The 12,339-nt window shown below is 52.7% G+C and carries 11 protein-coding genes; 8 read left to right on the top strand and 3 right to left on the bottom strand.

Features of this window, described 5'->3' with window-relative positions:
• Positions 1-121: 121 nt before the first annotated feature.
• The 7 genes from AABA21_RS17205 to AABA21_RS17235 all read left to right on the top strand — a co-directional run bounded on the left by AABA21_RS17205 (position 122) and on the right by AABA21_RS17235 (position 7,606).
• Positions 122-1,267, top strand: coding sequence for a hypothetical protein (locus AABA21_RS17205; RefSeq protein WP_338252256.1), 1,146 nt, complete (start codon positions 122-124; stop codon positions 1,265-1,267).
• Between the two features lie 104 nt (positions 1,268-1,371).
• Positions 1,372-2,547, top strand: a complete 1,176-nt coding sequence (locus AABA21_RS17210) for a cytochrome P450 (protein ID WP_338252259.1) — start codon at positions 1,372-1,374, stop codon at positions 2,545-2,547.
• A 22-nt stretch (positions 2,548-2,569) separates the two neighbouring features.
• Positions 2,570-3,683 (top strand): peptide chain release factor 2 gene (gene prfB, locus AABA21_RS17215; RefSeq protein WP_338252260.1). Its coding sequence is split into 2 segments (ribosomal slippage): positions 2,570-2,635 and positions 2,637-3,683, totalling 1,113 coding nucleotides; the frame shifts between segments, so codons are not numbered across the junction.
• 481 nt (positions 3,684-4,164) lie between these two features.
• Positions 4,165-4,380, top strand: coding sequence for a hypothetical protein (locus AABA21_RS17220; protein ID WP_126594610.1), 216 nt, complete (start codon positions 4,165-4,167; stop codon positions 4,378-4,380).
• A gap of 262 nt (positions 4,381-4,642) precedes the next feature.
• Positions 4,643-5,650, top strand: coding sequence for a signal recognition particle-docking protein FtsY (gene ftsY / locus AABA21_RS17225; protein ID WP_338252263.1), 1,008 nt, complete (start codon positions 4,643-4,645; stop codon positions 5,648-5,650).
• Positions 5,651-5,663: 13 nt separating this feature from the next.
• A complete protein-coding gene (gene accD / locus AABA21_RS17230) occupies positions 5,664-6,539 on the top strand; it encodes an acetyl-CoA carboxylase, carboxyltransferase subunit beta (RefSeq protein WP_338252265.1) in 876 nt (291 codons plus the stop codon).
• A gap of 80 nt (positions 6,540-6,619) precedes the next feature.
• Entirely contained in the window at positions 6,620-7,606 is a 987-nt protein-coding gene (locus tag AABA21_RS17235) for an acetyl-CoA carboxylase carboxyltransferase subunit alpha (protein WP_338252267.1), read from the top strand.
• 82 nt (positions 7,607-7,688) lie between these two features.
• Here the strand turns inward: AABA21_RS17235 and dnaK are convergent, their stop codons facing one another.
• From dnaK to AABA21_RS17250, 3 genes are all read right to left on the bottom strand, one after another.
• Entirely contained in the window at positions 7,689-9,569 is a 1,881-nt protein-coding gene (gene dnaK, locus AABA21_RS17240) for a molecular chaperone DnaK (protein ID WP_338252269.1), read from the bottom strand.
• Between the two features lie 282 nt (positions 9,570-9,851).
• Positions 9,852-10,337 carry an Hsp20/alpha crystallin family protein gene (locus AABA21_RS17245; protein ID WP_338252271.1) on the bottom strand — a complete coding sequence of 162 codons (486 nt, stop codon included), beginning with the start codon at positions 10,335-10,337 and terminating at the stop codon, positions 9,852-9,854.
• A gap of 338 nt (positions 10,338-10,675) precedes the next feature.
• Positions 10,676-11,062: a MerR family transcriptional regulator gene (locus tag AABA21_RS17250; protein ID WP_338252273.1), complete on the bottom strand. Its 387-nt coding sequence runs from the start codon at positions 11,060-11,062 to the stop codon at positions 10,676-10,678.
• 267 nt (positions 11,063-11,329) lie between these two features.
• Between AABA21_RS17250 and AABA21_RS17255 the strand changes: the two genes are divergently transcribed.
• Entirely contained in the window at positions 11,330-12,190 is an 861-nt protein-coding gene (locus AABA21_RS17255) for a sugar phosphate isomerase/epimerase family protein (RefSeq protein WP_338252275.1), read from the top strand.
• Positions 12,191-12,339 lie beyond the last annotated feature (149 nt).

A 12,339-nucleotide genomic window follows, 5' to 3' on the forward strand; every position in this document is an offset into this window, starting at 1 on the left:
CTCCCCTGGCTGGCGGCTCCTATTCCCTGCTTCCTCGCTTTTTATCTATCCCAAATTACATTTTGCGCGCATGTTAGAATAAAACAGGAGTGATAGAAAGTGGAGAGGGTGAACAGGGGATATGTTAAAAAAGCAACATAAGCCACGGCCTGAAATAGCCTATATAGCCCGACGTCGCAAATGGCGGCCCAGGCTCTTGATCGTTGTCCTGGCGCTGCTCGTCCTGTTAGCCGCGGCTCATTTTATCGCCGTCTATCATATCAGCCAACCCAGCCTGGCCTCCACCCAATCCTGCGCCTCACTGATTCATAAGACCGATTATACCCAGATTGTGCAGGTACAGCCCAGAACGCAGCGCATGGCCGCGGTACAATTTGTGAATGAGGTAACCGGGGGTCAGCCATCAGCCCTGATCCAGGTGGAAGATTTGAGCTCGCAACAGAAACTAGATGTCTATCTGTATACCTGCACACGCCAGCAAAGCAAACCGGTACTGAATCTGATTTTTAAGCAGCAGGGATTGATCAAAGGCATGATCGATGTCACCCAGGCCCATACATTGAGCGTCGGCCAGATCGACACGACACTCCCTCCGGATAGCGATGCCCTGCTTTTGCCGCTGCAACAGAATGTCTTTCAAGAATATGGCTGGCAAAATGGCTCGCTGCACCAACTCATCTTCCCAGGCCTCTATCCCGTAACCAGTCGAAGCGAAGCGGAAGCGCTACAGGATGAAGCCAATAACGGGCAGTCGTTGCCCTGGACAGATCCTCTGGCAACCGCGCGCCAGATGGCGCAGGATCTTTTCCAGTGGCCATCGAAAGCGATTCAAGCCACCCTGAAAGATAAGGGGACAAATGAAGCCCACGTGCTATTGGAGAAAACAGACGCCCGCATAGAAGTCGCCGTGACGCTTGACCGCCTGGTCCAGGACAATAACAAAGGACTCTGGTGGGTCACTAACGCCCAATCGCCTGGGATTACCCTCGATCAGACTCAATTCAATAATCCGCAATCATCTCCCCTGCAGATTCAAGGGGCGATCATCCCCACCCATGAAAAGATCACCGCCACCTTGTTCAACCATACCCTATCCACCATTCCCCTGCAACATAATAGCGACCTGCAAGCGGATAGTTCCGGTCACTTCTCCGGCACCCTCACCTACGACAATCTCTTCCCGGATCAACCCGCCCTGCTCCTTATCACCACCTACCCCAAAGACGAAGATGCCCGCCTCTTCCTCACCAACCTCATCCTCAATTAACTCTTTTATTAACCTGCAACCCCTTCCTCGTACGAGGCGTATAAAAAGAGGAACTGCGCGCCGCGCAACCCCTGTATATAAAGATATTTGTGGAAGGAAATACAATGTCTGAAACACCATACAGGCCTTTTGCCCATGTGCCACTGGCCGTCTTTCGCCAGATGCGCCAGCAGGATCCGGTCCATTTCGATCCACGCATGCACGGATGGGCCGTCTTTCGCTATGATGATGCGCAATATGTATTGAGCCATCCGCAACTATTTTCTTCCGAGGCCATCCTGCCGGGACAGCCACACCTGCCCAGTTTTCTCGGCATGGACGATCCGCGCCATCGCAAATTGCGCAACATTGTGTCGCAGGTCTTTACCCCCCGCATGATCGAACAACTGACGCCACAGATCACCGCCGTCGTCCATCAGCTCCTGGATCAGGTAGCGCCGCAGGGCCACATGGATGTTATTCGTGACTTCGCCTATCCGCTACCAATCACCATCATCGCCGGCCTGCTGGGCGTACCAGCCGAAGACCAGGATACCTTCCGCTCCTGGTCCGACTCGTTAACCGCCGCCAACGGAACAAATGATACGCCAGAGGCGCGCGCCACCAATGCTCAAAGCTTTCAGGACTACTTCTTACAGAAACTGTCCGAGCGCCGCCGGCAACCACAGCAGGATCTCATGAGCCGCTTGATTAATGCTGAAGTGGATGGAGAGAAGCTCAGCGACGAAGAACTGCTGGAATTCTGCCGCCTACTGCTCATCGCGGGTTATGAGACCACCGCCAATCTCCTGGGCAACGCATTTGTCTGTTTTGATCAGTACCCAGAGGTTGCAGAAAAACTACGGCAACATCCTGAATTTATGCCTGGCGCCGTCGAAGAGATCCTGCGCTGCTTCCCATCGGTGGCGGGTGATACTCGCGTGGCGCTGGAGGATACGACCCTGGGAGGAAAACAGATCCAGAAGCACCAGGTTGTAAGCGTGGTAGCCACTTCCGCTAACTATGATGAGTCCCAGTTCCCTGATCCCGAACGCTTCGACATTCATCGCGATCCCAATCGCCACCTCACCTTCGGCTATGGAGTCCATTTTTGTCTCGGTGCTCCCCTGGCCAGGCTAGAAGCGCGCATCGGACTCACCATCGCCCTGCGGCGGCTACAGAACATCCAGCGCGATCCCGGCCAGCCAATCGAGCCCGTGCAAAGTCCCTTTATCATTGGCGTGCGCAACTTTCCCATCACCTTTACAGCAACCGCGCACGAAGAATATACAACGCCATAGAAATCATGCTAAAATATCCGCTATGAGTGAATTGACAAATCGAATCGAACGCCTCCAGGGACGCGTCGAGAAAACCATGGTGCGTCTTTGACCTGGCGACAAAAGCTAAACAGATTACGACCTTAGAAGCTGAAAGTATGGAGCCGGACTTCTGGTCAGATAACCGGAAGGCCCAGTCCACCATGCAGCAGTTGAACGCCCTGCGCGAAGAGGTTACAACCTGGGAGGGGATCGCCACCCAACTTCAAGACCTGCTTGGATTAGCCCAATTACTGGAAGAGGAGCCAGATGAGGATATGCAGGCAGAGGTTGAGCAATCCCTTCCCCCAATAGAGGAGCAGATCGAGAAACTACAGTTCTCCTTAATGCTCAGTGGTGAGCACGATGAGCGCGATGCTATTGTCAGTATCCATGCCGGTAGCGGCGGTGTCGATGCCCAGGACTGGGCGGAGATACTGTTGCGCATGTATCTCCGCTGGGCCGAGCACCATCGCTTTAAAACCGAGATCTATGATTATAGCGAAGGTGAAGAAGCCGGACTGAAAAGCGCCACGGTCGAGATCAGCGGACGCTATGCGTATGGCTATCTACGCTCGGAAGCGGGCACCCATCGCCTGATCCGCCTCTCGCCCTTTGATGCCGCCCATCGGCGCCATACGTCTTTTGCCAAAGTAGAAGTTCTTCCGGATATTGAAAATTCGATTGAGATCAACATTCGACCGGAAGACCTTGACGTGGATACCTACCGTTCAACTGGAGCAGGTGGTCAACACGTGAACAAGACGGATTCCGCCGTACGCATCCGCCATATCCCAACCGGTATCGTGGTCACCTGTCAGAATGAGCGCTCACAGATTCAAAATCGTGAGGTAGCCATGAAGCTGCTCAGGGCCAAGCTCTTTGAGTTGGAGCAGAAGAAACACGAAGAAGAAACGGCCCGACTCAAAGGAGAACACGTGCAGGCGGACTTTGGCACCCAGATTCGTTCGGTAACGGTGCACCCGTATAGTATCGTCAAGGATCACCGCACCAATTTTGAAACAGGCAACACCGATGGCTATCTGGCCGGGGATGTCGATCCTTTTATCCAGGCTTATCTACAGGACAAAGCCGGTGGGGTCGCAACCGCCGAGTAACCAGATACTCATCAACCATAAAAAGCACAGCCCGGTTGTAGGTCGGGCTGTGCTTTTTATGGTTGATGAGATGATATGAGAAGCACCGTCCAAAAATGAAAATATTTCAAGAATTGAAGTATTTTACACAACGTTCATGATAAGCTTATTTCAATAGATATGAATGCTTGACTAGAGTTGTATCACCTGTTATGCTGAAGGTAAGAAGCAAAGAACTATGCTTCCTACCACTTCTGCTGCCAGAAAAAAGGTGAAGGATACCTCTTTTTTGCTCAACTAAATGAATAATTCTTCACCTAAATGCTGACAGAGGAGGGGACTTATGGTATGATAGGTAGGGCATGGGTTACTTACACCCTGCTGTGGGGACGCGGATGCAGCGGCGGAGGCTCCCCCTAGGCTTACTATCTCGCTAAGCCACGCTTGCTCATAAAATCGACAAGCGCATATTACCTCCAGAGAGAAGGAAGGAGGCGATTTCGTGGAAAACGCTTTTCCCCGGTGTCGCAAATGTAGTGAAGGTGATCTGGTTCCGCTTTCGGACTTCGGTAGCCAGGGAGCTTCTATAGAGTACAAGGCCTGGGTTTGCACCAACCCTTCTTGCCTGTACAATATCAAGATCCGCAATGGAGATATCATCATTAATGAGCCTATTAGTGATGGATCACTCCATACCTATCGCGGCAGTCGGCAGTAGGGGTGTTCACAACACCAAAAACAGCGCTTGCAAGCGATTACGATTGCTTGTGAACGTAAAAAGGAGGCAAAAGGTTGGCGATATACACACTTCCTTTTGCCTCTCTATATATCGAGGGGGAGTCACCCAAAAGGCCACGGCAGTGACCTGAAAGGGTGATGACTATCCCTCTATTTGGCTTTTTTACAACAAATACGGTATAAAGTCATAGAGTATCACTCATTTAGATTTTTTTAACTTACTAAAAGGAGTCAATGCTGACGTGCTCAATCGCTTCTTTGGGCAGAAACCTCAGGAAGACCCAAAACAAAATCAACCAAAAGACGATACTGCTCCAGCACAAACCGCTGGACAGCAACCGCCTGCGGAACAACGTTTTAGCTTCCTGGGCCGTACCCGTCAAATTTTCAACCGGCTGGGCAACACTGTTCAGGAAACCGACACCATCACCGATAGCCTATGGGATGAGTTGGAAGAGTCATTGTTGGGGGCTGACGTGGGACCAAGCACGACGCTATGGCTCATAGAGCGCCTGCGCCAACGCGTGAGCGACGAAAATATGCGTACAGGCGGCCAGGTACAACAAGCATTACGAGAAGAATTATCCACCCTCCTTGGAAAATCTTCATCTCTGCGTTTCTCCAAACAATCTCCTCTTACAGTGATCCTTGTGATCGGTGTCAACGGCTCAGGGAAAACTACCAGCATCGCTAAAATGGCTTATCGCCTGAAACGCGAGGGACATAGCGTCATGCTGGCTGCTGCCGATACTTTTCGCGCAGCCGCTATTGATCAGTTACAGGAGTGGGGTAATCGTGTTGAGGTACCGGTCATTAGCCAGAAACAAAATTCTGACCCCGGCGCCGTCGTCTTTGATGCACTTCAAGCCGCCCAGAGCCGTGGCAGTGATGTGCTGATCGTCGATACAGCCGGTCGCTTACACACCAAGTTTAACTTGATGGAAGAATTAAAGAAAATTAATAAAATTATTCAGAGATTCGTTCCAGATGGTCCACATGAGCTGCTAATGGTCATCGATGCTACCACGGGCCAGAATGCCCTGCTGCAGGCACGCAAGTTTGCGGAGGACATTGGTCTGACCGGTGTTATCATCACCAAGATGGATAGTACCGCGAAAGGTGGCTTTGCGTTTGCGGTCGCGGACGACTTAGGTGTGCCAATTAAATTTATTGGTACGGGTGAAAAAGTAGAGAATTTGATGCCATTCGAACCGCAAAATTTCGTGGCAGCGCTCTTCGCACAACAGTAACCGGAGGTTCCTTATGGCAAAAGAAGCTGCTGTCCCACTCACCAGGCAGGCTTCCTCCCCCACTGAGGATAAGCCTGCTCTGCCCTCAGTGGGCAATATAGCTGTCAAATGTCCAAAATGTAAAGAGATTCTGTACAGTCGCGATTGGGAAAAGAATCTGAAGGTGTGTTCACGTTGTAACCACCATTTCAGGTTGACCGCCCATGAGCGCATCGATCTACTGGTTGATCCTGGAAGTTTTGCTGAGCTGGATGCGGATATTATTTCTGTCGATCCTCTCCAGTTCACGACCTTTCCTCCTTCGTATTCGGATCAGCGCAACTACGCCGATAAGCTAGACGCCGAACGAAAGAAGGCCGGGATCAATGAGGCGGTGGTCATTGGCCACGCGACCATTGAGAACAAACCACTATCTATGGCGGTGATGGATTTCCACTTTATGGGAGGCAGCATGGGCTCCGCCGTAGGTGAGAAGATCACGCGCGCCATTGAGTCGGGGATTGAACGCCATGTCCCTGTGTTGATCGCCTCTACTTCAGGTGGCGCGCGCATGCAAGAGGGGCTTTTCTCTTTGATGCAGATGGCGAAGACCTCGGCCGCCCTGGCCCGCCTGGGTGAGGCCAGACTCCCCTATATTAGCCTGCTTACCGATCCCACGACCGGCGGCGTGTCGGCCAGCTTCGCGATGCTGGGCGACATTATCCTGGCCGAGCCAGGCGCCCTGGTGTGCTTTACCGGTCCACGTGTTATTGAACAGTTTATGCATATCAAACTGCCTGAAGGAACGGTGAACTCCGAATTCGGGCTACAACATGGTATGATCGACGCCGTCGTACATCGACGCGATCTACGTTCAACACTGGGACGGATCCTGAGTCTCTATTCGTGAGCAGTCGTCCGGAAGTGCCGTTCGTGGTCACGTCACGTCCGGACAGCACGAGACGGGAAAGCATAATAGAAGGGAAAGTGATGGCCTACGATCTTGAATTTGAAAAACCGCTGGCGGAGTTAGATAAAAAGATCTCTGCCCTGCAGCGCAAAGGTGATCGCCTGAAGCCGGATGAACAGGTTCAGCTCCACGAACTGGAGCGCGAACTGCGGCAAAAGACCGAGCAACTGTATAAAAATCTGAATACCTGGCAAACGGTGCAGGTGGCACGCCACAAGGATCGCCCTTACGCCGCCGACTATATTCGGCTGATGTGCGAAGACTTCTTTGAGATGCATGGTGACCGCTCCTTTGGCGATGACCACGCCATCATGGCGGGTCCAGCAAAACTTGGAAAGCAGACCGTGATGCTGGTCTGCCATCAGAAGGGCCGCGATATGAAGGAGAAGCAGTTCCGTAACCTGGGAATGCCCCATCCTGAAGGATATCGCAAAGCGTACCGCCTGATGGAACAGGCCGAGAAGTTCCAGATGCCTATCGTGTCGTTGATCGATGCCTCCGGCGCCTCGCCAGGCCTGGTCGATGAGGAACGTGGACAGGCCGAGGCGATCGCCTCCACGCTGTATCTGATGCCCCGCTTGAAGGTTCCTATCATCGCCACCGTGATCGGTGAAGGGGGGAGCGGCGGCGCCCTGGCCATTGGTGTGGCCGATCGCGTCTTGATGCTCGAACACAGCATCTATATGGTGGCCGCGCCCGAGGCGGCGGCGTCAATTATGTGGCGCGATGCGGCCTACGCATCCTACGCGGCCACCGCCATGCGCATCAGCGCACGCGAATTGCTGCCGCTGGGCTTGATCGATGAAATCCTGCCAGAACCAGTTGGCGGCGCCCATCGCAACTATCAGCAGACGGCAAGCACGCTAAAAGCAGCCCTGGAACGTCACCTGGAAGAGACGAAGAGCCTGCCAACCGACAAATTATTGGAGCTGCGCTACCAGAAGTTCCGCAACATAGGCAAGTATGGCTCTATTCAAGAGCTCACGCTCACCAGCACGCAGTCCTAGTCATTGACTTTTGCAGCTCAAAACCAGGTAGAAAAGCAGGAAAGCCGGGTCTGACCCGGCTTTCCTGCTTTTCTGTCTTTACTCAGACCTCTCGGTATTCACCTTCGACGGTGCCGCTATCTTCTGGAGTGGAGCGACCCGCGCCAGATCCGGCCGCATTCTGGCTATCATAGATCTCCTGTCCCACACGCTGCAGTGTCTGCTCAAGATCGCTGGTCAGCGATTGCAGGCTGGCGGTCTGGTTTGCGGTCAGCGCGTCGCGCAGAGCCTTAATCTTCTGCTCCACATCCGAACGCAGAGCGGCGGAGATTTTACCCTCGACGTCCTTCAGCGTCCGTTCGGCCTGGTAGGCAACGCTATCAGCCCGGTTGCGCAGTTCAATCTCCTCTTTGCGAGCGCGATCCTCCTGCGCATGCATCTCGGCCTCATGCACCATGCGCTCAACCTCAGACTTGGAGAGACCGCTGGAGGCGGTAATCGTGATGCGTTGCTCACGGCCGGTCGCCTTGTCCCGAGCGGTCACACTCAAGATGCCATTGGCGTCGATATCAAAGGTAACCTCAACCTGTGGCACGCCACGTGGAGCGGGCGCGATACCTTCCAGACGGAAGTGCCCCAGGCTCTTGTTGTCGCGCGCCAGTTCACGCTCACCCTGTAAGACGTGGATCTCAACGGCCGGCTGGTTGTCCTCCGCCGTACTGAAGACCTCGCTCTTACGGACCGGGATGGTCGTGTTGCGCTCGATCAAGGGAGTCATCACGCCACCCAGGGTCTCAACACCCAGGGAGAGCGGGGTGACGTCGAGCAGGAGCACATCCTTTACATCGCCCTGCAGCACACCGGCCTGGATCGCGGCACCAATCGCCACTACCTCGTCGGGGTTGACACCCTTATGGGGTTCTTTGCCGAACAGCTTGCGTACCATATCTACCACGGCAGGCATACGTGTCTGTCCACCAACCAGCACCACCTCGTCGACATCGGCGGGACGAATCTCGGCATCCTCCAACGCCTTCAACACCGGACCTCTGGTGCGCTCGATCAGTCCACTTACCAGCTGCTCCAGTTTGGCACGCGTCAGATTCATGACCAGGTGCCTGGGACCGCTGGCGTCGGCGGTAATAAAGGGCAGATTGATCTCGGTCTGCATAGCGGACGAGAGCTCTATTTTTGCTCTTTCAGCCGCCTCTTTAAGACGCTGGATAGCCATGCGATCGTTGCGCAGGTCAATGCCATTTTCGCGCCGGAACTCGTCTGCGATCCAGTCCATAATCACCTGGTCGAAGTCATCACCACCCAGGTGCGTATCGCCATTGGTCGACTTGACCTCAAACACACCCTCGCCTAGTTGCAGAATGGAGATATCAAAGGTACCGCCACCCAGGTCATAAACGGCGATCGTCTGGTCGCTCTTCTTGTCCAGACCATACGCCAGGGACGCGGCAGTCGGCTCGTTGATGATACGCAACACTTCCAGGCCAGCAATGCGGCCAGCGTCCTTTGTTGCCTGGCGCTGCGCATCGTTAAAGTAGGCGGGGACCGTAATTACGGCTTGCGTCACCGGCTCACCCAGGCGCGCCTCGGCGTCCGCCTTCAACTTCTGCAGAATCATAGCCGAGATTTCAGGAGGGCTATACTCGCGTCCGGCCAATCCTACACGCGCATCACCATTGGCGGCACGCGATATCTTATAGGGCACACTCTTGATAGTGCGCTGCACTTCAGCATCGTCAAAGCGGCGACCCATCAGACGCTTCACCGAGAAAATGGTGTTATCCGGATTCGTGACTGCCTGGCGCTTGGCCACCTGCCCGACCAGGCGTTCACCACTCTTCGTAATCGCCACGATTGAAGGGGTCAGGCGCGAACCCTCACTGTTCTCCAGTACGGTTGGATCGCCAGCCTCGATAATCACCACGACAGAGTTTGTGGTACCCAGATCAATACCAATTACTTTTGCCATAATTACGTTCCTCCTCATGAAACGAGGGTGTTGTATTTGCTACTCGAAAACGAGGTATAAGATTCATCCCTCAAGCAGTTTAAGCATAATGACACCTCCTCCACGTCCCCAACCACGTCGCTTTGCTTATGCTTAAAAGAGTTTAGATCTATATAAAACAGCCGCATGAGCTGTGGTCTTTCTATGTCACCTGTCTGGCAGGATAGAATAGAGGAAAGATAGTCTTCATTCAGGGGACCCGCAGGTCCCCTGTACATTCTGTTTGTCGTGCTGGCACAAAACTTATTTGGTGCCGGACTCAACAACCTGTTTGGGCTCGGTCTTGCTGCTAGATACCGCGATCTTGCGTGGACGGCTCTCTTCAGCAACCGGTATAGTGATGGTCAGCACACCATGTTCATAGCTGGTTTCGATACCGTCGGCATTAATGGGTTTCGGGAACGTAATGCTGCGCTCGAATTTGCCGGAGCCGCTCTCCTGAATCAGCCAGTTCACCTTTTCCTGCTCGCTCGTCCAGGGATGGAAGGTACCTTTCAGGAAGAGGGTATTGTCGCGTACGGTCAGTTCAATATCTTCTGTTTTGACACCCGGCAGCAGGGCCCGCACATGGTATCCTTGCTCGGTCTCATACGCGTCGATCATCGCATGCATGCCCTGAGAAGACTGCCCCCAGGTTGGACGGACAAAGCTCTGCTCAAACAACTGGTCCATCGCATTGCGCAGACTGACAAAATCACGGAATGGATCGTGCCGCATCATCATTGACATAGTAACAGCCTCCTTTTCTCTTTATAACCAGTTTTCTCAATGAGCTATTCACCTTCGCAATTCTGATTGAGGAGCAGTACCGCGCTTGTTCGCTTCTACATTCCTGCCTTCCTCAATCACCTTACGACCATATTATGCGTCACTTTACAAATTTTGTCAAGTCACCTGCAGACAAATTTTCATCATTCTAACAAATCTCTAACAATTGACACATAGCACTATGTAAACTTAATGATGTACATTCAGTAATACCCTTGCACGCTTATACTACAAATAAGGGAAAAAGATAACGGCGGTTGGCACGGAAAGTGCCAACCGCCGTTATCTTTTTCCCTTATTTATTCGTGTTCCTTCTTCTTTTCAGAGGAAGACTCAATAACATATTCGGTGTGTTGTACATGCATCAGTAAGGTACGAACCTCGTGCACCTCTTGTTTGAGACTGATGACCTGTTGACGCATCTGAAGAATATGACGGATACCCACAACATTCACCCCCTGATCGGCCAGTTCCGCGATCTCTTGTAACAGGGAGAGGTTTTCATCTGAGTAGAGGCGATTCTTGCCATCCTGGCGCGCGGGATCCAACAGTCCAGCTTCCTCATAGCGACGCAACGTCTGTGGAGGTATACCAACTAATTGCGAGACCACACCAATAGAATACTTGGGCAGGCGGCGATGCTCATCATCGCTCATCGGCTGAGACGCACGAGAACGTCTCTTCATGGGTAACCTCCTTCTAGCCACCCTTCTTATCATAGAAAAGCGAGCATGACCTCGTTTTTATCATGCCCTCTGTGGCTACCTTATTTATAGTTATTATAATATGACTTAACATTTTTTGTCAAGTCACATAGACAAAAACAACAACCTGCAGCTTTTTTTGCTTTTATTTTCGCCATTGCATCTTTATAGCTACTCTGTTACCATAAAAGAGTATTTCTATCAATAGAAATGTAGCGAACAAGTCACCCGTCAAAGGAGTATGTATCAATGTTCACAAGTTTAGATCCCGGAGCGATCGGTGTCTCTGTATCATTTGAAGAGGCGCTCAAGCTTGCTCGAGATGCCGGCTTCGAGGGCTTAGATTTGCCATTGAAAGATTTGCTGACCCGCGCCCAGCAGACTTCCGTACAAGAAATGAAAGAGCGCTTTCAACAGGCTCAGCTGCGACCTGGAGCCTGGGGGCTACCCGTCGATTTTAGAGGAGATGAGGAAAGCTATCAGACGGGGCTGGCTCAGTTGCCAGCATACGCGGAACTGGCTCAGGCGCTGGGTAGCAGCCGCTGTTCAACCTGGATTCTACCATTTTCAGATACACGCGACTATCAGTCTAATATGGAGTTCCACGCCAATCGCCTGCGTCCCATTGCCAGGATTCTGGCCGATCATGGCCAGCGCTTTGGCCTGGAGTTCGTCGGTCCCAAAACGATGCGCAATGGCCATCAATATGAGTTTATTTCGACCATCGCAGGTGCGCTCGAACTGGGACAGCAGATCGGCACCGGCAATACCGGTCTGTTGCTGGACAGCTATCACTGGTTTACCTCACATGGCACAGTGGCAGATATCCAGCAATTGACCAATCAGCAGATCGTCTATGTCCACGTCAATGATGCGCCAACCGATCGCGATGTAGATGAGCAGATCGACAGCGAACGCCTCTTGCCGGGCGCCAGCGGCGTTATCGATATCGCTGGATTCCTACAGGCTCTACAGAGCATTGGCTACGATGGTCCGGTGGTTGTTGAGCCATTTAATGCCGAGCATCGCACCCTGCCTTATGCAGAACGCGTCAAAGCTACGCGCGCCAGCCTGGCCAAAATCTGGCAGCAGGCTGGACTTAAAGCGTAAAGAAAAAAGATGCGCGGTGGATCTGATGCACCGCGCTGGTAGCACTGAAATACTTCTGTATGCGATAGTGCCGGAAAGACGCCAGACGTCTTTCCGGCACTATCGCATACAGAAGTAAAGTAAAAAAGTAGAGCGGTATCATGATCATC

The organism is Dictyobacter halimunensis, from assembly GCF_036245075.1.

Coding starts and splice junctions, on each gene's coding strand:
- dnaK (WP_338252269.1), bottom strand. CDS start 9,569: ATGGCAAAAGTAATTGGTATTGATCTGGGTACCACAAACTCTGTCGTG.
- AABA21_RS17235 (WP_338252267.1), top strand. CDS start 6,620: ATGGCCTACGATCTTGAATTTGAAAAACCGCTGGCGGAGTTAGATAAA.
- AABA21_RS17250 (WP_338252273.1), bottom strand. CDS start 11,062: ATGAAGAGACGTTCTCGTGCGTCTCAGCCGATGAGCGATGATGAGCAT.
- AABA21_RS17245 (WP_338252271.1), bottom strand. CDS start 10,337: ATGTCAATGATGATGCGGCACGATCCATTCCGTGATTTTGTCAGTCTG.
- accD (WP_338252265.1), top strand. CDS start 5,664: ATGGCAAAAGAAGCTGCTGTCCCACTCACCAGGCAGGCTTCCTCCCCC.
- AABA21_RS17210 (WP_338252259.1), top strand. CDS start 1,372: ATGTCTGAAACACCATACAGGCCTTTTGCCCATGTGCCACTGGCCGTC.
- AABA21_RS17205 (WP_338252256.1), top strand. CDS start 122: ATGTTAAAAAAGCAACATAAGCCACGGCCTGAAATAGCCTATATAGCC.
- AABA21_RS17255 (WP_338252275.1), top strand. CDS start 11,330: ATGTTCACAAGTTTAGATCCCGGAGCGATCGGTGTCTCTGTATCATTT.